The organism is Ensifer soli (assembly GCF_041928815.1).
Taxonomy (GTDB): domain Bacteria; phylum Pseudomonadota; class Alphaproteobacteria; order Rhizobiales; family Rhizobiaceae; genus JBHFEI01.
This window is the reverse complement of sequence record NZ_JBHFEI010000006.1, coordinates 254605-274196: the sequence shown is the minus strand read 5'-3', so window position 1 is coordinate 274196 and position 19592 is coordinate 254605. Positions and strand designations below refer to the sequence as shown.

The window sequence follows — 19592 nt, the reverse complement described above, 5'->3', positions numbered from 1 at the left end:
ATGGCAAGGGAAACCCTGTCCGAGCGGATTCTCCGCGAAAACGATGCCGTCTTCCAGGCGATGCTGGCGCATCGCTTCGTCGAGGACGTCAAGGCCGACCGGCTGACGAAGGAACAGTTCGAGCGTTACCTCGTCTTCGAGGGCGCCTTCGTCGACACCGCTATGTCCATCTTCGCCTATGCGACGGCGAAGGCCGGGACGATCGCGCAGAAGCGCTGGCTGATCGCCGTGCTTGATGCGCTCGCCAATCACCAGATCGCCTATTTCGAGAAGGTCTTTGCCACGCGCGCGATCGACCCCTCGACCTATGATGTCGATATCCCGGAGGTCGTGGCTTTTCGCGCCGGCATGCTGGGTATCGCCCGCGACGGTGGCTTCCTCGATACGGTCGCGGCCATGTTCGCCGCCGAATGGATGTACTGGACCTGGTCGAAGCAGGCGGCGGCCTGTGCGATCAGCGATCCGCTGCTGAAGGAATGGGTCGATCTGCATGTCGATCCCGGTTTCGCCGACCAGGCGAACTGGCTGAAGGCAGAGCTGGATGCCGCCGGCGAAACGCTCGGCGACGCGGAACAGGGGCGGCTCAGCGGCATCTTCGGCCGGGCGATGCAGCTTGAGATCGACTTCCACCACGCGCCCTACCTCTGAGGCGGGACGATGCAGGCCTTCGTCGTCGGCAACGTCACCATCGACGAGACGATGTTCGTCGACGCGCTTCCGGCGCCCGGCGCCACCGTGCTCGGCCGTACCGGTCCGCGCGACCTCGGCGGCAAGGGCGCCAACCAGGCGATCGTGCTCGCGCGAGCGCGGCTCCGCACGACCCTGGTCGCGCCAATCGGCGACGATGCGCGCGCGGCGGCGATCCGACAGGCGATCCTGCCCGAGCCGGTGATCGCAGATCTCGTCGAGATCGAAGGGGTCTCCACCGATCACTCCCTGATCTTCCGGCTGCCTGACGGCGAAAACGCCATTCTCTCGACGGCGGCGGCGGCGGAAGGTTTGGCCCCACATGAGGTGGAGAAAAGGCTCGTTCATGCGTCTTCCGGCGATCGCCTCGTGGTCCAGGGCAACCTGTCGCGGGAGACGACCGCTGCCGTCCTCGCTGCTGCGAGACGGCGCGGCATGGTGACGGCCGTCAATCCCTCGCCCGTGCGGGATTATTTCCCGTCGCTCTGGCCGTTTGTCGATATCGTCTGCCTCAACCGCGGCGAGGCGCTGTCTCTGACCGGAGCGACAGGGCCGGAGGCCGCCGCGCATCTCCTCGCGCGCGGCGTCGGGCAGGTCGTGCTCACGGCGGGCGGCGAGGGCGCGCTTCTGGCCGATCGGGACGGCGTCTGCCGCGTTCCCGCCGTTGCGGTGGATGTCGTCGACACCACCGGCGCCGGCGACACGTTCCTTTCGGTTGCGCTGGCCTCGGCGGCCTTGCGCTCGGGCCGTCTCGACCGCCGCGCGATCGAGGACGCCGCGCGCGCTTCCGCGATCACGGTGGCGCGGCCCGGCACCCATTCCGCATTCCCGAGCGTGAGCGAGCTGGCCGGCATTCTTGCCTGACGCCCTATCTGGACGAGGGGTGGAAGACGCCGGTGAACTGATAGCGGTCGCCCGGATGGGTGATCTCGACCGCCGTCACCGTCCTGCCGTTCTGCCAGGTCTGCCGGGTGAGCAGCAGGCAGGGGTCGCCCCGCGCCAGTTCGAGGCGCTGCGCGGTCGCGGCATCGGCGGCGACGGCACGGATGACATGGCGTGCCTCGGTCCAGGCGACCTGCTCGAGCAGCCAGGTTCCGGGCGGCATCTGTAGGAACGCCTCATCCCGCGCCTGCGGCACGGTGTGAAGCAGGATGAGGCGCCGCTCGAGCGCATGGGGCCTGCCGTCGACGACATGCAGGCACTGCACCCGGAGCACGGGCGCGCCGGCCGTCTCGCCGAGCCGTGCTGCCTCGCCGGACGTCAGCACTCCTTCCTCCCGCCCGAAAATGCGGAATTCGTAGGCATGGCCGGCCGCGCTCGCCGCGGTTGCGATGTCCTGGATGTCGAGCACCGTCCGGTCGATCTGCGGCGCCGTGACGAAGGAGCCGACCCGGCGCCGCCGGACGATCATGCCGCGATCGGCGAGCGCCGACAGCGCCTTGCTGACCGTCATGCGCGAGCAGCGGTACTCCGCCTCCAGCTCGTGCTCGAAGGGGATGCGATGGCCCGGCTGCCATTCGCCGCTCATGATCTTCGCCTCGATGTCGGCGAAGATGCGCTGGTGGATCGTCGTCATCCCGCTGTCCATCTCCGGCGCCCGCATCATGCTTCGGCGATGCGGGACAGGTTGATTTGTATAGTCAAATATGATCCGGGGAAACCGTCTTGCGCGGGCTTCAATGGCCTTCGTCGGGGATGTTGAGGATCTCGCCACAGGCCTTGCAATGCACGGCGTCGGTATCGTGGCGCTGCAGCCCGCAGCGTGGGCAGGGGAAGGTGACCTTCAAGGGGCGTACCACCGCCTGGGCGAGGCGGACGAAGAGCGAGATGCCGATGATCATCGCGATGATCGAGGTGAGCTTTCCCGCCGTTCCCGGCAATGTGATGTCGCCGAAGCCGGTGGTGGTCACGGTCGCCACCGTGAAATAGAGCGCGTCGACGAAGCCGCTGATGCCGTCGAGATGGTAGAAGAAGAAGGTATAGACGAAGCCGGTGACGAGGAAGAGGAAGACGACGAGGTTGATCGAGGCACGGATAACGTCCTCATGGGCCTTCAGCCGGCAACGTTTGAGCAGGCTGCGCATCATGCGGCTGTTGGCGAGCGTCCAGATCCGCAGCGCCCGCAGGAAGGCGAAATTCAAGAGGAGCGCGGGGAAGAGCAGCGTGGCGAGAACCACCGCATCCACCCAAGTGGTTGGCCGGGCGAGGAATTCGCGCGGTCCCCGCGCGATCAGCGCCCGCGCGGCGAGTTCGAGGAAGATCCAGACGGCCGCGACATAGTCGATGATCAGGTAGGAGGGGCCGGTTCGAAGATAGGGGCCGAAGACGAAAAAGGCGATGATCAGGAGGTCGATGACCGCGAGGCTGATCTGGAAGCCGAAGGCGACAGGGCTGTTGCCGTGGTAGAGCGCGCGGAAGAGCCGGCGAAGACGCGTGATTGGATGGGTGGTCAGCGCGTCGTCGTCGATCTCGGCATGGGTCATGGCGGCAGACCATGGCGGCGAAGCGCCGCCGGGTCAAGGCGGGGATCGCGCCGCCGCGATCTCGATCCGGTCGCCGGCGTGGAACCGGAAGCCCGCTCGCGCGTTTGCGCGACATGTCAGAACTTATCGGGACGATCGGCCACGGAACGCATCTCGGATTCCCGGTGATGGTTGCGCGCCTTCTGCTCGCCGCCATCCTCGGAGCCCTGATCGGCATCGAGCGCGAATGGCGTGACCGTCCGGCCGGCCTGAAGACGCACATGATGGTCTGTCTCGCCTCCGCCGTCTTCACCATCGTCGCGATCGAGCTGGTCAACGCCCCGCCTTTTGCCGGGGAGAACGTGCAGATGGATCCCTCCCGTCTCGTCGAGGCGATCACAGGCGGGGTTGCCTTCCTGGCTGCGGGATTCATCGTGCTGTCGCGCGGCGAGGTCCAGGGCATCACGACAGGAGCCGGCATGTGGCTCGCCGGTGCCGTGGGGCTTGCCGCCGGCCTCGGCCTTTGGCAGATCGCGGTCACGGCAAGCGTGATGGCGCTTGCGATCTTCGTCGCCATCCACCGCATGCAGCTCGTCCTGCGGCGAGGACCGCCGGAATCGGCGCCGCTCGAATAGGCCGTCCGTTCAGGCGGCCACCGCCGCCTCGCGACGGGCGAAGAGCCTGTAGCGCTTCGGACGGAATGCAAGCCGGGCGCCTTCCGGCGCCGGCGTTTCCGGCGGCAGTTCGACCTCGATCTGCGGCTGGCGGGCGCCGATATTGACCTCCACGTGACGCGTGCCCGCTACGCGCCGGCTGCCGGCGACGACGCCGGCAATGCAGCCGCCGCAGCCGTCGAGGATCTCGATGTCATGCGGGCGGAAATAAAGATCCGCCGGCCCATCCGGCTCGCCGCGGGCCTCAAGCCCGATCAGGCGATCGTCGAGCCAGACTTTTTCCCCTTCGACCCGCACCGGCAACGCGTTCGACTGGCCGATGAAGGAGAAAACGAAGGGAGAGTTCGGGCGGTCGTAGATCTCGTCCGGCGTGCCGGTCTGCTCGATCCGGCCCTTGCTCATCACCACGACCCGGTCGGCGAGTTCCAGTGCCTCCTCCTGATCGTGGGTGACGAAGATCGTCGTGTGGCCGGTGCGGTCGTGGATCTCGCGCAGCCAGCGCCTGAGCTCCTTGCGCACCTGCGCGTCGAGCGCGCCGAAGGGCTCGTCGAGGAGCAGGACGTTGGGTTCCACCGCCATGGCGCGGGCAAGCGCGACGCGCTGGCGCTGGCCGCCGGAAAGCTGGGCGGGGTAGCGCTTTTCAAGCCCCGTCAACTGCACGAGATCGAGCAGTTCGAGCGCCCGGGCCCGGATCGCCTGCGCGGACGGCCGGCGGCCCGAGGGGCGGATTTTCAGGCCGAAGGACACGTTGTCGAGCACGGTCATGTGGCGGAACAGCGCATAGCTCTGGAAGACGAAGCCGATGTTGCGCTCCTGCACCGTCTTTTTCGAGGCGTCCTCGTTGCCGAAATAGATGATGCCGTCCGAGGGCGTTTCCAGCCCCGCGACGAGCCGCAGCAGCGTCGTCTTGCCCGAGCCGGAAGGGCCGAGCAGCGCGATCAGTTCGCCCGAGCGGATGTCGAGCGACACATCGTCGAGCGCCGGGAACTGGCTGAATTCCTTGCGGATATTCTGTACGCGGACTTCCATGGTCGAACCTTTCAATGCCGGCGGCTGGCGGCGATCTCGGCGCTGTAGCGCATTTCCAGCACCGTCTTTAGCACGAGCGTGACGAGCGCGAGCAGGGCGAGGAGGGCGGCGACGGCGAAGGCGCCGACGAAGCTGTATTCGTTGTAGAGGATCTCGACCTGAAGCGGCATGGTGTTGGTCATGCCGCGGATATGGCCGGAAACGACCGAGACGGCGCCGAACTCGCCCATGGCACGGGCGTTGCAGAGCAGCACGCCATAGAGCAGGCCCCACTTGATGTTGGGCAGGGTCACGTACCAGAAGGTCTGCCAACCGGAGGCGCCGAGCGACAGGGCCGCCTCCTCGTCGGCCGTGCCCTGTTCCTGCATCAGCGGGATCAGCTCGCGGGCGACGAAGGGGAACGTGACGAAGACGGTCGCGAGCACGAGCCCCGGCACGGCGAAGAGGATCTGGATGCCGTGGCTCTGCAGCCAGGGTCCGAGCAGGCTGTGGCTGCTGAACAGCAGCACGAAGACGAGGCCGGAAATCACCGGGGAGACGGAGAAGGGCAGGTCGATCAGGGTGGTCAGGAAGGCCTTGCCCTTGAACTCGAACTTGGCGATCGCCCAGGCGGCGGCGACGCCGAAGACGAGATTGAGCGGCACGGCGATGCCGGCGACGATCAGCGTCAGCCGGATCGCGGAAAAGGTTTCGGGGTCGACCAGCGCGTCGAGGAAGGCTTCCGGACCGTTGCGGAAGGCTTCGACGAAGACGGCGGTCAGCGGCAGAAGCAGGAAGAGCGCGACGAAGCCGAGCGCGAGCGCGATCAGGATGCGCCGCGCCAGGCGGCTTTCCGAGGTCGCGGCGCGCACCGTTTCGGTGGTGCGCCGTGCCGTGCCCGTCGTCACGCCAGTATCAAGCGCCATAACCATAGCGTCCACGGCTCCAGGATTGGATCATGTTGATGATCAGCAGCATGGTGAAGGAGATGATCAGCATGATCATCGCGATGGCGGTGGCTGCCGGATAGTTGAACTCCTCCAGCCTGATGACGATCAGAAGCGGCGCGATCTCGGAGACATAGGGCAGGTTGCCGGCGATGAAGATCACCGATCCGTATTCGCCGACGCCGCGGGCGAAGGCGAGCGCGAAGCCGGTGAGCACCGCCGGCGTCAGGCCCGGCAGGAGCACGCGGCTGATCGTCTGGAAACGGTTGGCGCCGAGCGTCGCTGCCGCTTCCTCGACCTCCCTGTCGATCTCCTCCATGATCGGCTGCACGGTGCGCACGACGAAGGGCAGGCCGACGAAGACCAGCGCGATGACGATGCCGAGGGGCGTGAAGGCGACCTTTATGCCGAGCGGCGCCAGCAGGCTGCCGATCCATCCGTTCGGGGCATAGAGCGAGGCAAGCGCGATGCCGGCCACCGCCGTCGGCAGCGCGAAAGGCAGGTCGACCATGGCGTCGATCACGCGCTTGCCTGGAAAGCGGTAGCGCACGAGCACCCAGGCCAGGATGACGCCGAAGATCACGTTGATGATCGCCGCGGCAAAGGCGGTGCCGAAGCTGATGCGCAGCGCATTCAGCGTTCTCTGGTCGGTGGCGAGAGCGAAGAACGTGCTCCAGCCGAGCGAACTCGAACGAATCGCAAGTCCCGACAACGGAATGAGGACGATGAGGACGAGCCACGTCAATGTGACGCCGAGCGCCAATCCGAATCCCGGAATGACGCTCGGCTGACGAAAGCTCCACCGTTTCGCGGTGACTGCGGTCATAAGTTGTTATTGCCCCGGCTTGTAGATCTGGTCGAAGACGCCGCCGTCCCCGAAGAATTTCGGCTGAGCTTCTTTCCATCCGCCGAAATCGTCAATAGTCGCGAGCTTCAGGTCGCCGAAACGGGCGGTGTCGGCGGGGTCTGCGAGTTCGGGCTTGAAGGGGCGGTAGTAATGCTTGGCGGCGATCTTCTGTCCTACATCCGAATAGAGGTAGTCGAGATAGGCTTCCGCGACCTTGCGCGTTCCCTTGGTGTCGACATTGCCGTCGACGAGGGCGACCGGCGGTTCCGCCTTGATCGAGATCGACGGGGTGACGATCTCGAACTGGTCGGGGCCAAGCTCGTCGAGCGAGAGATAGGCCTCGTTTTCCCAGGCGAGCAGCACGTCGCCGAGGCCGCGCTGGACGAAGGTCGTCGTCGAGCCGCGCGCGCCGGTGTCGAGGACCGGGACGTGCTTGAAAAGCTCCGTCACATATTCCTGCGCCTTGGCGTCGTCGCCGTTGTTGGCCGTGCGGGCCCAGGCCCAGGCGGCGAGGAAGTTCCAGCGCGCGCCGCCCGATGTCTTCGGGTTCGGCGTGATCACCTGGATGTCGTCCTTGACGAGGTCGCCCCAGTCCTTGATGCCCTTCGGGTTGCCCTTGCGCACGAGGAAGACGATGGTCGAGGTATAGGGCGCGCTGTTGTTGTCGAGGCGTGTCTTCCAGTCCGCCGGGATCTTCTTGGTCTGCTCGGCGATCGCGTCGATGTCGGCCTCGAGCGCCAGCGTGACGACGTCCGCGTCAAGCCCGTCGATGACGGAGCGGGCCTGCTTGCCAGAGCCGCCATGGGATGTCTGGATGGTCAGGGTCTCGCCCGTGTCCGCCTTCCACTTTTCGGCGAAGGCGTTGTTGAAATCCTTGTAGAGCTCGCGTGTCGGATCGTAGGACACGTTGAGGATCGTCTGGTCGGCGAAGGCGAAGCCGAGCCCGCCGACCTGGATGGCGCTGGCGAGAAGTGCCGCCGTCAGGAATTTCGAGAAAGTTCTGGCCTTCATCATCCACCTCCGTTGATTGTGTAACGATACTCTATCAGTCGGGTCGTGTTTCAGAACGCAGTGGGTTTCGTTTTCTATCGGTACGCGGGGAAAACCATGCTTTCAAGCGCCGGAATGCGGAAATCAATTACTCCGACAATTCCGTGAGGCTCATGGACAGCGTCGTCGTGTCGAGGATCTCCCGGCTGGAAGCCGCGACGCGGGCGAAGACCCTGCGCACCTCGCAGGCGCTTTCCTCCGGGCAGTCGCCGCAGCGCCTGTAGGCGACCTTGCTGAGGCAGGGCAAGGGCGCGATTGGTCCGTCGATCAGCCGCAGCACCTCGCCATAGCTGACCGCGTCGGCCGGCCTCAGCAGCAGGTAGCCGCCCGCCTTGCCGCGCCGGCTGGTGACGATGCCGTGGTGCTTGAGGTCGAGGAGGATCTGTTCGAGGAACTTCTTCGGAATGCCCTGCTGGCGGGCGATGTCGGAAATACTCACCGTTTCCCCAGGTTTCGCCCGCGCCAGCATGACCAGCGCCCGCATCGCATATTTGGCTTTCTGGGAAATCATCACAAGCGTCCACGCGCGGCCGGTCGCGCCCCGTCCGGCCGCTTTCGATCCTGTCCATGTGCGAGCGTATAGGCATTCGTGCGCGAGGGTGCAACCGGACAGGGACATCACGCGTCTTGCCTCCGGTCAGGGGCTCGGAAAGAACGCGACGGCGCGGCGCCGGTTGACGAGGCGGAGAGAGCGGTCCGGTTCGACGACATAGGTCTCGTAGACCCGGCGTCCGAACGCGTCGTTGAACTGGTGCGAAAGGAGACTGCCGACCGGCGCTTTTGTCAGCCGCGTTCGCGGCTGGCCGTTGTAGGTGATGCTGCCGGGGATCGGCTCCAGCGGCGCGGGCGTCGTGCAGGCGCTGAGGAGCAGCAGGCCGGCGAGAGCGGGGGCGATGCGTTTCATGCTCGAACTCCGGAGGAAGGGTGGTGAAGGCGGAGTGGTTTCCCGACCATGCTATACGAATGCACCGCCCTTTTGTTCCCGTCCGTATCCGCGCCGAAAGAAAAATCTCCCCGATGCTGCGCGGACCTTGCGCGGAGCATGCGCGGCGCCGGGACGCCCCCTTGCCTTGGCGGCCAGATGCGTCACTATGGCCTCAAGGGAGGTGCCACGGAGACGGTCGTTTCATGAGACTGTATGCTTCCTTCATGCTCTTTCTCCTTCCTGTTTTTTCTCCCTCGTCCGCCCTCGCGGCCGGCGTCCGCGACGACCTGATGGAAAAGATCGCCGATGTCGTGGCGCTCGCCCGGGTCTGTCCGTCCCTCGAAATGGATACGGTCTCGGTGACCACGATCGCCATCGGCCAGCAGATCGGCCGGCACAGGCGCGACTACGAGGTGATCGACGCCATGGCCAATGCCCGCGAAGGCGAGATGCGGCGCGGCGACGCGCCGAGTGCCTGCGAATCGGGCCGCAGGCAATACGGGCCGGGCGGCCTGACCGTTCCCGGTCTCCTGCGCGAACGCTGACGGCCGGTCGCCGGGCTCTCCTCCACGCGCCGCGCTCCTGCCGCAATCGGGCGGGAAGGAGGGCGTCTTTGCCCCTGTCGCGCCGGCATTGATGCGGTATATCTGCCGGTGCCCGCGACAGCGCAGCCAAGGGAGAGGCCGGCCATGATCATATCCGAAAGCGTCTGCACGCCCGAAGAGGTCCTGACCTTCTGGTTCGAGGAACTGGCGCCGGAACAGTGGTTCCAGGCCTCCGATGCGCTTGACGCGCAATGCGTGCGCCGTTTTCGCGCGACCCATCTGGCGCTTGCCCGGCAGGATGGCCTCGTCTGGCGCGACACGCCCGAGGCCCGGCTCGCGGCGATCATCGTCCTCGACCAGCTGCCGCGCAACATGTACCGCGCCACACCGCTCGCCTTTGCCACGGACGGCCTGGCTCTGCGCGAGGCGCGGGCGGCTCTCGCCGCCGGTGCGGACCAGGCGGTCGCCGAGGATCGGCGCGTCTTCTTCTACCTTCCCTTCGAGCATTCGGAGGCGCTGGACGACCAGTTGCGCAGCGTCGACCTGATGACCGCGCTCGGGCATCCGCTCTATCTCGACTATGCCGAGCGCCATCTCGCCGTCATCCGCCGCTTCGGACGTTTCCCGCATCGCAACGCCAGTCTTGGCCGCGCGTCCACCGATGCCGAGCAGGCTTACCTGGCCGAGCCGGGCGCTGGCTTCTGACCGCCGGCGCCGCCTGAAGGATCCTCTCCCGTGCCGATGACCACCCTCCGCCTGATCGTCGTCCGCCTGATCGCGGCTCTGTGGTTCTCTCTCGCGCTTTCGACGGTCGCGCCGGCGCAGCAGCCCGACGCGACGCCCGCGCCCGCGGCCGAAGCCTCCGCCGGCACGAGCGAGCTCGAGGGAATGCGCAAGGACCTCGACCGGCTCACGGACCTCGCGACCCGCTTCAGCACTGACGATACGCGCCTTTCCGAACTGAAGGTGGAGGTCGACGACGTCGCCAAGCGGATCCTCGCCCTCTCCGTCGCAAGCCGCCCGAGGCTCGACGAGATCAAGGCGCGGCTGACGGAGCTCGGCGATCCGCCGGGCGAGGGCGCGCCGCCCGAGGCCGCCGCTGTCACGGCCGAACGCGACCGGCTGAATGCCGAGCGCGGCGAGATCAACGCGCTGACCGGCCAGGCCGAAACGCTCTCGGTGGCCGCGACGCAACTGTCGAAATCGATCACCGCGACCCGGCGCGCGCTGTTTTCCAACACGCTGCTGAAATATACCGACATCAACCGGACAGTGCTTTCGGATGGCTGGGCAGCGCTGTCCGTCGAGCGGCAGGTGCTGGCGCGAAACGTGCAGAGCTGGCTGAATTTTGTATGGAAATTCAAAAAAGTACAGCTTCTTTCCGCCATTTTCCTTTCACTGTGCGCGGGGCTCTTCTTCCTCGCGGGCAGTGACCGGCTGTTCTCGCCGCTGGTCGGGCGACGCCGTTCGGACAGCGAGCCCGGCTACCTCACCCGCCTGTCGACGGCCTTCTTCTCGACCTTGATCCCGACGGTCGCGGCCTGCGCCTTCGCCGCGTCGAGCTATCTGTTCCTCCAGAGCTTCAACGTGTTGAGGACGGACATCGCGCCGATCGTGTCAATCACGCTTGCGGCCGCCGTCGCCATGCTTTTCCTCTCGACGCTGACCCGGGCCGTGCTGGCGCCCGCCGATCCGGCCTGGCGCCTCGTGGCGGTGTCGGATCGCGGCGCCCGCCTGCTGTCCTGGACGATCCTCGCCATGGCGGTGGTCAACACGCTCGACTTCGTGCTCGGCACCGTCAGCGAGGTGCTGGGCTCGCCGGTCGTGCTCACCGTGGTGAAAAGTTTCGTCGCCTCGATCGTCATCGGCCTGATCCTGATCGCCATGTCCTTCATCCGTCCGCTTGTTTCGGCGAGCGGCGAGGAATCGGACGCCGGCCGGCCCTGGCCGCGGGCCATACGGATGCTGCTGCTTCTCGCCGGTGCGGTGCTGATCGCTTCGGCGCTCGCCGGCTATGTCGGCCTCTCGCGCTTCATCGCGACGCAGATCGTCGTCACCGGCGCCGTCGTCGCGACGATGTATATCGGTCTCCTGACCGGCAAGGCAGTCGCCAAGCAGAACGCCTTCGCCAACACGGTCGCCGGGCGCCAGCTGGAGAGCCGGTTCGGCCTTGAGCAGGTGACCCTCGACCAGATCGGCCTCGTCGCCGGTCTCGCCATCTATGCGCTGGTCGCCTTTATCTTCCTGCCACTGATCTTCCTGCAATGGGGCTTCCAGATCGCGGACATCCAGTCCTTCGCCTACCGCGCGGTCACCGATATCCGCATCGGCACGATCACGATCTCGCTCGTCGGGATTCTCGCCGGCGTCCTTCTGTTCATCCTCGGCTATGTCGTGACGCGCTGGTTCCAGCGCTGGCTCGACAACAATGTCATGGCGCGTTCGCGCGTCGATGCCGGCGTGCGCAATTCCATCCGCACGGGCGTCGGCTATCTCGGCGTCGGCCTTGCCGGTCTCTTCGGCATTTCGGCTGCCGGGCTCGATCTCTCCAGCCTCGCGCTCGTCGCCGGGGCATTGTCGCTCGGCGTCGGTTTCGGCCTGCAGAACATCGTCTCGAATTTTGTCTCCGGCCTCATCCTTCTGGTCGAGCGGCCCTTCAAGGTCGGCGACTGGGTGGTGACCGGCACGACGGAGGGCTTCGTGCGCCGCATTTCGGTGCGCGCCACCGAGATCGAGACCTTCCAGCGCCAGTCGATCATGGTGCCGAATTCCCTGTTCATCAACGCCTCGGTCGGCAACTGGACGCATCGCAACAAGCTCGGCCGCACCGATATCCCGGTGGTCGTCAGTTACGACGTCAGTCCGCGCCGGGTGATGGATCTTCTGACCGAGATCGCCGACGGACACCCGCTCGTCCTTCGTAACCCCGCCCCGCTCGCGGTCTTCAGCGCCTTCGGCGAGGCGACCATGACCTTCGAACTGCGCGTGTTCCTCGCCGACATCGTCAACGGCGCCGGCGTGCGCAACGACCTCAGGCTGGCGATCTTCGAACGCTTCCGGGCCGAGGGCCTCGGCATGCCGTTCAGCAAGGCGGACCCGCCGGTGACGGACGCTGCGCCCGAAGGCGAAGGGCTCGAACCGAAGGTGCCCGAGGAAACGCCGATGCGCGTCGAGACCGAAGCGGCCGCCGCTGCGAAGTCGGCGGGATCCAGCCGCAACCGGCATCGTCGACGCCGCCGCGCCGCATCCGACCTTCTCTGAGGTTACCGCATTCACCCCCTGTTCAGCGCCGCCCGGATAGATACACTCGCAAGGAAGCGGAAGTGTTGCTTCCGCGTTCCGACGGGCGACAGGAGCGGTATGGCATCGTTCCGGCCGGGGTCCAAGGGGCGGCGCATCGGCGCCGGATGTCCATGAAACGCGTTCTGACTGCATGTGTCCTCGCTCTCGCCCTCACGGGAGCGGCGCGTGCGGCCTCGATCACCAACAGCGACGCCGAAACGGCGGTGGTGACGATCGTCGAGGGCGAGAACGCGATGGAGGTGGCGATCGCGCCGGGCGGAACGGAAACGGTGTGCGAGGCCGGCTGCTTCATCACCCTGCCGAATGGCGACCGCATCGGTCTTGCCGGCGGCGAGGCGGTCGAGATCGTCAAGGGCTCCGCCGTCGTGAAGTAAAGCGATGCGCCGCGAGGGCGTATCCCGCCGCCTCTGTCCCGCTTTGGGTCGTTTTCGCGCCCGGCCCGTCGATATTCGCCGTCCCACGCGGCTTTCGTTAACGGCCGGGCAAGCCTTTGCCGGCTAGCATCATGCGGGGGACATTTTTCAGGCGGGCAGTCCATGTCATTTTTCGGCGTGTCCGGGATGTATTATTCCGGCGAATCCCTGCAGCAGCACCGGATCGTGCTGGCGGAGGACTCCAATCTTTTCGCATCCATGGTGTCGAAGCGGCTGAAGGAGCTGTTCGATATCGACGTCATCGTCTGCAAGGATTTTGACGACCTCACCTTCGCCATCGAAAATGCCAGTTTTCCGGCGGCACTTGCCATTTCCAACATCAACCTTCCGGGCGCAGAAAACGGCGAGGCGCTCAACTACCTGATCGACATGAGCGTTCCGACCATCGTCTTCACCGGCACGTTCCAGGAGAGCATGCGTGAGGCGATCATCGCCAAGGACATCGTCGACTACGTCATCAAGGACAGCGTCTTCGCCGTCGATATGCTGGCCGAATCGGTCTGCCGCTTCCTCACCAACCACCGGCACCACGTGCTGATCGTCGACGACAGCCCGACGGCGCGCGCCATCCTGACGACGCAGCTCAAACGCTACAATTTCCGCACGAGCACGGCCGACTGCGGCGCGGCGGCGCTCGATGTGCTGCGCAAGAACCCGGATATCGGCCTCGTCATCACCGACTACAACATGCCGGATATCGACGGCTTCGAATTGACGCGGCGCATCCGGGCAGCGCAAGGGGCGCACCAGATCCGTATCATCGGGGTCTCGTCCTCTTCCAACCGCCTGCTGTCGGCCCGTTTCCTCAAGGCGGGCGGCAATGACTTCGTCGTCAGGCCCTTCGTCAACGAGGAATTCTATTGCCGCGTCAACCAGAACCTCGACACGCTGTCGCGCATGCGCGCGCCCGAAAAAAAGGTGGCGGTCCCCGCCTGACGGGACCGGCATCCGCAGCTTTGTGTCCGGGCGTTTACGCAATATCAACGACCGAGGTCTTTGATATGTCTCGCTTTAGGGCATTCGGGGCAGGCGTTTTCCGCTCGCCACCGCTCGCACTCGCATGAGGACGCCGCGGCTTTGACGCGTGACGAGGGTTGAACTTTCCGGCGTGGGATCCGGACGCGGCTGCCGTGTCGGGATCCCATGCCACACGACGATTTTCCGAGCACGCGACGGCGTTTCAACCCCGGTGCGGCGGCTCAGCGAAGGACGGCCTTGACGTGAGCTTTGGCGGCGGCCCCCTGGCGGGGCAGGGAATTCTGAAGCATTCCGACCAGCGCATCCTCCTGATCGAGGATTCGCGGATGTTTTCGACGGCGCTCACCTTTGGCCTCCAGACGACCTACGGCCTGCACGTAACCCATTGTGCCACCCTGAAGGACCTCGAAGCCGAACTGCAGGGCGGCGAAGGCGGCTTCGCGCTCGCCGTCCTCGATCTCAACCTTCCCGACGCGCCGAACTGCCAGGCGCTCGACCTCGTCGTGGCGCACGGCATTCCGGCGATTGTCTTCACCGCCGCCTTCAACGACCGCACCCGCGACGAGGTGATGAAGCGCGATGTCGTCGGCTGCATCATCAAGCACCAGCCCGAATCGATCCAGCAGGTGATCGTGCTGGTCGACCGCGTGCTGACCAGCGTCGGAACCACCGTGCTGCTGGCGATGCCGGACAGGTGGGAGCGTGATGCGCTCGCCGGCCATCTTCGCCGCCAGCGCTTCCGCGTCGTCGAAGCCCTGACGGGCGACGAGGTCTCGTCGATGCTGGCCTCCGGAACGAGCGTCGACATCGTCGTCGTCGACATGGCGCTCGGCGACACCGGCGGCGCCGCGCTGCTGACGCGCATTCGCCGCCAGGCGAGCGAGGAGCAGGTCGCGGTCATCGGTCTCGGCACCGATCCCGCCGAGGCGGCCGGTTTCTTCGATCGCGGCGGCAATGAGTTCCTCGCCAAACCGCTGTCCATGCCGGAATTCGAACGCCGCCTGTTCCAGGTGGCGAAGATCCATGCCCGGGTGCGGGCGTTGCACCGCGTCGCCGCGCGCGACTATCTGACGGACCTCTTCAACCGGCGCTATTTCTTCGAGACCGGTCCGCGGCTCGTCGAGCGCTCGCTGAGCCGCAATCTCAGCACCTGCATCGCGATCTTCGACATCGATCATTTCAAGCGGCTGAACGACACCTATGGCCATGAGGTCGGCGACCTCGTGCTGAAGGCGGTGGCCCGGCGCCTGCGCAGCTTCGTCGGCGAGGAACATCTGCTCGCCCGCCTCGGCGGCGAGGAATTCGGCATCCTCTTCAACGGCCTGTCGATCGAGGACGCCGGCTATTTCTGCGACGCGCTGCGTCTGGAAATCGCCAAGACCCGCGTGCTAGCCGACGACGAGGAAATCTCGATCACCATCTCGATCGGCCTTGCCCTGATCGCCGCGCGCGAATCCTTCGACAACTACCTGAATGCCGCCGACCAGTTCCTCTACATGGCGAAAAGTGCCGGGCGGAATTGCGTCATGTCGGAGAGCAAGATGATGCTCCTCGCCGCCTCCTGAGGCGACGGCACAGCACTCGATCGCGCCTCGGTCAATAGCGCTCTCTTCTCTTGTTCCTGCCGTATTGCCGATGCCGAAACGGTCCCGCCTCGGCTGGACAGGCCCTAGCGGACGGCCTGCAGGGTCAGCTTGCGCTCGGCGCGCTCCTGCTGCGGCGAGCGGTTGTAAAGCTCGCGATAGCACTTGGAAAAATGCGACGCGGAGACGAAGCCGCAGGCGACCGCCACCTCCACCACCGGCATCGACGACTGGAGCAGCAGGTGGCGGGCCCGGTCGAGGCGGATCTCCAGATAGTAGCGTGCCGGCGACCGGCCCATCTCCTGGCGGAACAGGCGCTCGATCTGGCGCCGCGACAGGTCCGCGTCGGAGGCGATGTCGAGCAGCGACAGGGGTTCGGCGAGGTTTGCCTCCATCACCTCGATGATCGACAGCACCTTGGCGTTCTGCACGCCGAGGCGGGCGCGCAGCGGCAGGCGCTGGCGGTCGTGCGGCCCGCGCACGCGGTCGGTGAGCGCCTGCTCGCAGACGCGGTTGACGAGGTTCTCGCCGAAGTCTTGGTCTATCAGATTCAGCATCATGTCGAGCGAGGCGGTGCCGCCGGCGCAGGTATAGATGTTGCTGTCGATCTCGTAGAGATCGGCGAAGACGTCGACCTGGGGGAAGGCTTCGGCAAAGCCCGGCAGGTTTTCCCAATGAATGGCGCAGCGCTTGCCGGTGAGCAGGCCGGCCGACGCCAGCACATGGGCGCCGGTACAGAGGCTGCCGACGGAAACGCCGCGATTGTATACCTCGCGCAGCCAGGCGAACACGGACTTGTTGCTGAAATCCTCGACATAGATGCCGGAACAGACGAGCACCATGGACGGCCGGTTCTCGCCGCCGAGGAACTTGCGCTCGTCGGCAAGGGACGTGTTCACCTCCAGCCCGATGCCGCTCGACGACAGGACCTTCTGCCCGTCCGTGGAGGCCAGGCGCCAGGTATAGGCCTCGTAGCCGAGCATGCGGTTGGCGATGCGGAGCGTTTCGATTGCCGCGGAAAAGGGCAGCATCGAAAAATTGGGCACGAGGAAGAAGACGAGGGAACGCTTGATCGTCAGAGGCTTGGTCATGTCGGGGTCCCTTGCGCGGCGGTTGCTATTCCTTGCGTGCGCGCACCCGCCTCGCTTGTCTGAATACGACATTGGCATGAATGCGGGCGACAGGGAAGGGACAAATGAATTGCGACATGGATCGATCGATCACAAACAATGATGCTTGTCGTGAATCGATCAGAAATGACCGGTTTCCGTCGCTCTAACGCTCTAAGAGGTCCATGCGCGACATTCGGGGCCGGTGCTTAATTCGCAGGCATACGAGACCTGCTTTTCCAATTGCGACGCGATCGCCGAGATCTGACGAGGCGTCGTTTTGCGACGCACCCAAGACGAGGCAAAGGAAAGGGCGTTCCGCCGGTGGTGGAACGCCCTTTCATGTCCTGCCGTCGCCCGAGGCAGGGCGCCCGGCGCGTGGTCGGCACGGTCCGTCGATCATGCCCGGGCGTCGGAACCGCTGCCTGCGACGGGAAAGCCGATATCCTTCAAGGTCTCGTAGGGCAGCGATTCCAGCATGCGGGCATCGCTGCGCCGCTTCAGTTCCGCCGAGACACGGGCATGCGCGGCCATGAGCGACGTCAGCACGAACGACGCCGCAGCGGCCGTTGTCGTCTGCCGGCCGAGGGCGGGGGAGGTGATGTAAGCCATAAGATGGTTCCTTTTGAGGGTGGATCAAAAGGTCGCGACCATGCTCTCTTCCATGCCGCAACCGCTTTCATCAATCAAACGAATATGATTGATGTCATTCATCATCATTTCTGATTTATCGCGTCGATGCCGGGGTAGAGGTCCCGGCGGACAGTGTCGGGCAGGCGCTTGAGCGCGTCGAAGGCGAGCCGGCGATGGCGGGCGATGCGGCGCGCCTCCCGGCGACACCGCCAGAGGGCAATCACTGCATCGACCGTCAGGCGCAGGCGATGCGTTGCATGACTGTCGTGAAACCGGATCCTTGCGGGCGAAACGGGGATGGACATCGGTGCGTCTCCTCTGTGATCCGCTGCTTTCGAGCTTGACTGTGCGCCGCGTTCGAGGTTCAATCAAACGAAATGAAATGAGCGTATCGTTCAGAATTTCTGATTGAAGGATCCCGCGATGAACATGATGTTCCGGCATGCGCTGCCGCTGCTCGAACTGGACGTGCTGAAGACCTTCGTGGCCATCGCCGAAACCGGCAACTTCACGACCGCGGCGGAAACCGTCTACCGGACACCGTCGGCGGTCTCCATGCAGGTGAAGAAGCTCGAGGAGACCCTCGGCTGCGTGCTTTTCCTGCGCGATGCCCGCTCCGTGTCGCTGACGCCGAACGGCGAGGTGCTGCTCGGCTTCGCGCGGCGGCTGCTGGCGCTGAACAACGAGGCGGTTTCACGCTTCCTGATGCCGGACATGAGCGGCGTCGTGCGGGTCGGCGCACCGGAGGACATCGGTGAGCGCGTTCTTCCGCAGGTGCTGAAGCGCTTCGCCGAAAGCTATCCCAACGTCACCGTCGATGTGTCGATCGGCATGAGCACGGCGATGCGCAAACGCGTCGACGAACACCGCATGGACATCGCCATCTACAACAGCCTGACTGCGGAAAGCATGACGGGCGGCGAATTCCTTTGCGATGAAAAGCTGGTCTGGGCCGGCGCGCGCAGCGGTACGGCACATCTGCGCGATCCGCTGCCGGTGTCGATGTGGGAGGATGGCTGCGTCTGGCGGGCCGATGCGACCGAGCGCCTGACGCAGGCGGGTCGGAATTTTCGCGTCGCCTTCCTCAGTGCCCATACGACCGGCCAGCGCGCCGCCATCCAGGCCGATCTCGCGGTCGCGCCGCTGCCGCGTTATCTCGTGCAGGGCGATCTGGTGCAGCTCGGCGAAAAGGATGGCCTGCCCGAGCTCGGCAGCTACCGGATCGGGCTCAAGATCGCCGACAATCCCTCGCCGCCTGTGCTCGCCGTCGCCGAGCATGTGCGCGAGGCCTTCTCGGCGCTCGGCTGATCAGCCTTCGGCCCGCTTCAGCCAGGAAAGCACGCGGATCTCCTCCTCGTCCATCCATTGTCTGAGGCGCTCGCTGCGGCTCGACCGTGCGCGCGCGATCGTTGCAAGCGCCCCCGTCTCGAAGTCTTCGATCACGCGGGGGTGAACATAGGACGCACGACAGACGGCGCGCGTGTTGACCAGCTTCGCGGCGACGGCATCGATCGCCGCATTGATCTGGCGGGCCCGTTCGCGCGCGCTTTCGGCCGGCGGTTGCGCCGCGAGTGCCATCGCCGCCAGTCGCGTCGCGCCCCAGGTGCGGAACTGGCGGGAACTGAAGGTGCCGCCCGAGGCATCGCGGATATAGGCATTGACGTCCTCGGAGCGGATCGGCCTGCTTTCCCCGTCTTCGTCGACATACTGGAACAGATGGTGGCCCGGCAATTCATGCAGCATGCGGATCGCGCCGGCGATCCTGCGGTCGCTGTGGCTGAGGCGCCATTCCTTGCCCGATTTGCCCTTGAAGGCGAAATGCACATTCGCGCCGTCGATCTTCACATGCCGGTTGCGCAGCGTCGTCAGTCCATAGGAGCCGTTCTCCTCGGCGTAGACGGCGTTGCCGACCCGGATCATCAGGCGGTCGAGGAGGGCGACGACGGTCGCGAGCGCCTTGGCCATGCCAGACCTTCGCAACCTCAAGTCCCGGTCGACGCATGCGCGGATGTCCGGAAGCGCGGCGGCGAAGGCCGGCAGCAGGGCGAATTTCTGGCGTGCCCGCGCGGCCGACCAGTCCGGATGGTAGCGGTACTGGCGCCGGCCGCGCAGATCGGTGCCGACCGCCTGAAGATGGGCGTTGGAATCCTCGGCGATCAGCACATCCGTGTAAGCCGGAGGTATGGCGAGACGGGCGAAGCGGTCGAGCGCGTCGCGGTCGGTGATCCTCTTCCCGCCTGTGTCATAATAGAGGAAACCGTTCTTGCCGGCCCTGCGCGAGATGCCCGCCTCGATGGCGGACAGATAGACGAGGCGCTCTTCCGCCTCTTCGGCGGGCGCGGGTTTTGCGGTGATGGTGAGGGCGATCTGGTTCACGGTAGCGTGAGAACGTTGCCACCGGCGGCTT

Annotated in this window: 22 protein-coding genes; 10 read left to right on the top strand and 12 right to left on the bottom strand. The window is 65.5% G+C overall.

What is annotated here, in order from left to right; all coding sequences use genetic code 11:
* Together ACEVQ6_RS11745 and ACEVQ6_RS11740 are read left to right on the top strand one after the other, a co-directional pair.
* A complete protein-coding gene (locus ACEVQ6_RS11745; protein WP_374889157.1) occupies positions 1 to 648 on the top strand; it encodes a TenA family protein in 648 nt (215 codons plus the stop codon).
* A 9-nt stretch (positions 649 to 657) separates the two neighbouring features.
* The gene (locus tag ACEVQ6_RS11740; RefSeq protein ID WP_374889156.1) at positions 658 to 1551 is read left to right on the top strand and encodes a PfkB family carbohydrate kinase; all 894 of its coding nucleotides are present in this window, start codon (positions 658 to 660) and stop codon (positions 1549 to 1551) included.
* Positions 1552 to 1555: 4 nt separating this feature from the next.
* Here ACEVQ6_RS11740 and hutC read toward each other — a convergent pair whose 3' ends face one another.
* Both hutC and ACEVQ6_RS11730 read right to left on the bottom strand, forming a co-directional pair.
* On the bottom strand, positions 1556 to 2263 hold the full coding sequence (gene hutC, locus ACEVQ6_RS11735) for a histidine utilization repressor (RefSeq protein ID WP_374889155.1): 708 nt from the start codon (positions 2261 to 2263) through the stop codon (positions 1556 to 1558).
* A gap of 100 nt (positions 2264 to 2363) precedes the next feature.
* Entirely contained in the window at positions 2364 to 3170 is an 807-nt protein-coding gene (locus tag ACEVQ6_RS11730; RefSeq protein WP_374889154.1) for a potassium channel family protein, read from the bottom strand.
* A 167-nt stretch (positions 3171 to 3337) separates the two neighbouring features.
* On the opposite strand from ACEVQ6_RS11730, the gene ACEVQ6_RS11725 reads away from it, so the two are divergent.
* Complete coding sequence (locus tag ACEVQ6_RS11725; RefSeq protein WP_374889153.1) at positions 3338 to 3784, top strand: MgtC/SapB family protein; 447 nt, start codon at positions 3338 to 3340, stop codon at positions 3782 to 3784.
* A gap of 9 nt (positions 3785 to 3793) precedes the next feature.
* On the opposite strand, the gene ACEVQ6_RS11720 is transcribed toward ACEVQ6_RS11725, so the two are convergent.
* The 6 genes from ACEVQ6_RS11720 to ACEVQ6_RS11695 form a co-directional block, all read right to left on the bottom strand.
* On the bottom strand, positions 3794 to 4852 hold the full coding sequence (locus tag ACEVQ6_RS11720; protein ID WP_374889152.1) for a sulfate/molybdate ABC transporter ATP-binding protein: 1059 nt from the start codon (positions 4850 to 4852) through the stop codon (positions 3794 to 3796).
* Positions 4853 to 4863: 11 nt separating this feature from the next.
* Positions 4864 to 5757 carry a sulfate ABC transporter permease subunit CysW gene (gene cysW / locus ACEVQ6_RS11715; RefSeq protein ID WP_374889151.1) on the bottom strand — a complete coding sequence of 298 codons (894 nt, stop codon included), beginning with the start codon at positions 5755 to 5757 and terminating at the stop codon, positions 4864 to 4866.
* The gene (gene cysT, locus ACEVQ6_RS11710) at positions 5747 to 6604 is read right to left on the bottom strand and encodes a sulfate ABC transporter permease subunit CysT (protein ID WP_374889150.1); all 858 of its coding nucleotides are present in this window, start codon (positions 6602 to 6604) and stop codon (positions 5747 to 5749) included. Before cysT ends, cysW begins: the two co-directional genes overlap by 11 nt.
* 6 nt (positions 6605 to 6610) lie before the next feature.
* Positions 6611 to 7636, bottom strand: a complete 1026-nt coding sequence (locus tag ACEVQ6_RS11705) for a sulfate ABC transporter substrate-binding protein (RefSeq protein WP_374889149.1) — start codon at positions 7634 to 7636, stop codon at positions 6611 to 6613.
* Between the two features lie 127 nt (positions 7637 to 7763).
* Positions 7764 to 8186 (bottom strand): RrF2 family transcriptional regulator, encoded by a 423-nt coding sequence (locus ACEVQ6_RS11700; RefSeq protein WP_374889148.1) that lies wholly within the window; start codon positions 8184 to 8186, stop codon positions 7764 to 7766.
* A 126-nt stretch (positions 8187 to 8312) separates the two neighbouring features.
* Positions 8313 to 8579 carry a hypothetical protein gene (locus ACEVQ6_RS11695; RefSeq protein ID WP_374889147.1) on the bottom strand — a complete coding sequence of 89 codons (267 nt, stop codon included), beginning with the start codon at positions 8577 to 8579 and terminating at the stop codon, positions 8313 to 8315.
* A 224-nt stretch (positions 8580 to 8803) separates the two neighbouring features.
* Here ACEVQ6_RS11695 and ACEVQ6_RS11690 point away from each other — a divergent pair, with 224 nt between their 5' ends.
* The 6 genes from ACEVQ6_RS11690 (at position 8804) to ACEVQ6_RS11665 (ending at position 15425) form a co-directional block, all read left to right on the top strand.
* Positions 8804 to 9145, top strand: a complete 342-nt coding sequence (locus ACEVQ6_RS11690) for a hypothetical protein (RefSeq protein ID WP_374889146.1) — start codon at positions 8804 to 8806, stop codon at positions 9143 to 9145.
* A 144-nt stretch (positions 9146 to 9289) separates the two neighbouring features.
* A complete protein-coding gene (locus tag ACEVQ6_RS11685; RefSeq protein ID WP_374889145.1) occupies positions 9290 to 9850 on the top strand; it encodes a DUF924 family protein in 561 nt (186 codons plus the stop codon).
* Between the two features lie 36 nt (positions 9851 to 9886).
* Positions 9887 to 12406: a mechanosensitive ion channel domain-containing protein gene (locus tag ACEVQ6_RS11680; protein WP_374889144.1), complete on the top strand. Its 2520-nt coding sequence runs from the start codon at positions 9887 to 9889 to the stop codon at positions 12404 to 12406.
* Positions 12407 to 12558: 152 nt separating this feature from the next.
* On the top strand, positions 12559 to 12822 hold the full coding sequence (locus ACEVQ6_RS11675) for a hypothetical protein (protein ID WP_374889143.1): 264 nt from the start codon (positions 12559 to 12561) through the stop codon (positions 12820 to 12822).
* A gap of 162 nt (positions 12823 to 12984) precedes the next feature.
* Positions 12985 to 13818, top strand: a complete 834-nt coding sequence (locus ACEVQ6_RS11670; protein ID WP_374889142.1) for a response regulator — start codon at positions 12985 to 12987, stop codon at positions 13816 to 13818.
* Between the two features lie 284 nt (positions 13819 to 14102).
* Positions 14103 to 15425, top strand: a complete 1323-nt coding sequence (locus tag ACEVQ6_RS11665; protein WP_374889141.1) for a GGDEF domain-containing protein — start codon at positions 14103 to 14105, stop codon at positions 15423 to 15425.
* 104 nt (positions 15426 to 15529) lie between these two features.
* Here ACEVQ6_RS11665 and ACEVQ6_RS11660 read toward each other — a convergent pair whose 3' ends face one another.
* From ACEVQ6_RS11660 to ACEVQ6_RS11650, 3 genes are all read right to left on the bottom strand, one after another.
* Positions 15530 to 16534, bottom strand: coding sequence for a GlxA family transcriptional regulator (locus tag ACEVQ6_RS11660; RefSeq protein WP_374889140.1), 1005 nt, complete (start codon positions 16532 to 16534; stop codon positions 15530 to 15532).
* Positions 16535 to 16951: 417 nt separating this feature from the next.
* The gene (locus tag ACEVQ6_RS11655; RefSeq protein WP_374889139.1) at positions 16952 to 17164 is read right to left on the bottom strand and encodes a hypothetical protein; all 213 of its coding nucleotides are present in this window, start codon (positions 17162 to 17164) and stop codon (positions 16952 to 16954) included.
* A gap of 104 nt (positions 17165 to 17268) precedes the next feature.
* Positions 17269 to 17490 (bottom strand): hypothetical protein, encoded by a 222-nt coding sequence (locus tag ACEVQ6_RS11650; RefSeq protein ID WP_374889138.1) that lies wholly within the window; start codon positions 17488 to 17490, stop codon positions 17269 to 17271.
* A 118-nt stretch (positions 17491 to 17608) separates the two neighbouring features.
* Here ACEVQ6_RS11650 and ACEVQ6_RS11645 point away from each other — a divergent pair, with 118 nt between their 5' ends.
* Positions 17609 to 18493, top strand: a complete 885-nt coding sequence (locus ACEVQ6_RS11645; RefSeq protein WP_374889137.1) for a LysR substrate-binding domain-containing protein — start codon at positions 17609 to 17611, stop codon at positions 18491 to 18493.
* Here the strand turns inward: ACEVQ6_RS11645 and ACEVQ6_RS11640 are convergent, their stop codons facing one another.
* The gene (locus ACEVQ6_RS11640; protein ID WP_374889208.1) at positions 18494 to 19552 is read right to left on the bottom strand and encodes a DNA topoisomerase IB; all 1059 of its coding nucleotides are present in this window, start codon (positions 19550 to 19552) and stop codon (positions 18494 to 18496) included. It lies immediately after the preceding gene.
* Positions 19553 to 19592: the final 40 nt, after the last annotated feature.

What these genes read in the sequence shown, in the direction of transcription:
- cysT (WP_374889150.1), bottom strand. Translation starts at nt 6,604, where the DNA reads ATGACCGCAGTCACCGCGAAACGGTGGAGCTTTCGTCAGCCGAGCGTC.
- ACEVQ6_RS11720 (WP_374889152.1), bottom strand. Translation starts at nt 4,852, where the DNA reads ATGGAAGTCCGCGTACAGAATATCCGCAAGGAATTCAGCCAGTTCCCG.
- cysW (WP_374889151.1), bottom strand. Translation starts at nt 5,757, where the DNA reads ATGGCGCTTGATACTGGCGTGACGACGGGCACGGCACGGCGCACCACC.
- hutC (WP_374889155.1), bottom strand. Translation starts at nt 2,263, where the DNA reads ATGACGACGATCCACCAGCGCATCTTCGCCGACATCGAGGCGAAGATC.
- ACEVQ6_RS11690 (WP_374889146.1), top strand. Translation starts at nt 8,804, where the DNA reads ATGAGACTGTATGCTTCCTTCATGCTCTTTCTCCTTCCTGTTTTTTCT.
- ACEVQ6_RS11650 (WP_374889138.1), bottom strand. Translation starts at nt 17,490, where the DNA reads ATGTCCATCCCCGTTTCGCCCGCAAGGATCCGGTTTCACGACAGTCAT.
- ACEVQ6_RS11660 (WP_374889140.1), bottom strand. Translation starts at nt 16,534, where the DNA reads ATGACCAAGCCTCTGACGATCAAGCGTTCCCTCGTCTTCTTCCTCGTG.
- ACEVQ6_RS11730 (WP_374889154.1), bottom strand. Translation starts at nt 3,170, where the DNA reads ATGACCCATGCCGAGATCGACGACGACGCGCTGACCACCCATCCAATC.
- ACEVQ6_RS11685 (WP_374889145.1), top strand. Translation starts at nt 9,290, where the DNA reads ATGATCATATCCGAAAGCGTCTGCACGCCCGAAGAGGTCCTGACCTTC.
- ACEVQ6_RS11670 (WP_374889142.1), top strand. Translation starts at nt 12,985, where the DNA reads ATGTCATTTTTCGGCGTGTCCGGGATGTATTATTCCGGCGAATCCCTG.
- ACEVQ6_RS11745 (WP_374889157.1), top strand. Translation starts at nt 1, where the DNA reads ATGGCAAGGGAAACCCTGTCCGAGCGGATTCTCCGCGAAAACGATGCC.
- ACEVQ6_RS11705 (WP_374889149.1), bottom strand. Translation starts at nt 7,636, where the DNA reads ATGAAGGCCAGAACTTTCTCGAAATTCCTGACGGCGGCACTTCTCGCC.
- ACEVQ6_RS11700 (WP_374889148.1), bottom strand. Translation starts at nt 8,186, where the DNA reads ATGATTTCCCAGAAAGCCAAATATGCGATGCGGGCGCTGGTCATGCTG.
- ACEVQ6_RS11725 (WP_374889153.1), top strand. Translation starts at nt 3,338, where the DNA reads ATGGTTGCGCGCCTTCTGCTCGCCGCCATCCTCGGAGCCCTGATCGGC.
- ACEVQ6_RS11645 (WP_374889137.1), top strand. Translation starts at nt 17,609, where the DNA reads ATGAACATGATGTTCCGGCATGCGCTGCCGCTGCTCGAACTGGACGTG.
- ACEVQ6_RS11680 (WP_374889144.1), top strand. Translation starts at nt 9,887, where the DNA reads ATGACCACCCTCCGCCTGATCGTCGTCCGCCTGATCGCGGCTCTGTGG.
- ACEVQ6_RS11740 (WP_374889156.1), top strand. Translation starts at nt 658, where the DNA reads ATGCAGGCCTTCGTCGTCGGCAACGTCACCATCGACGAGACGATGTTC.
- ACEVQ6_RS11675 (WP_374889143.1), top strand. Translation starts at nt 12,559, where the DNA reads ATGAAACGCGTTCTGACTGCATGTGTCCTCGCTCTCGCCCTCACGGGA.
- ACEVQ6_RS11695 (WP_374889147.1), bottom strand. Translation starts at nt 8,579, where the DNA reads ATGAAACGCATCGCCCCCGCTCTCGCCGGCCTGCTGCTCCTCAGCGCC.
- ACEVQ6_RS11655 (WP_374889139.1), bottom strand. Translation starts at nt 17,164, where the DNA reads ATGGCTTACATCACCTCCCCCGCCCTCGGCCGGCAGACGACAACGGCC.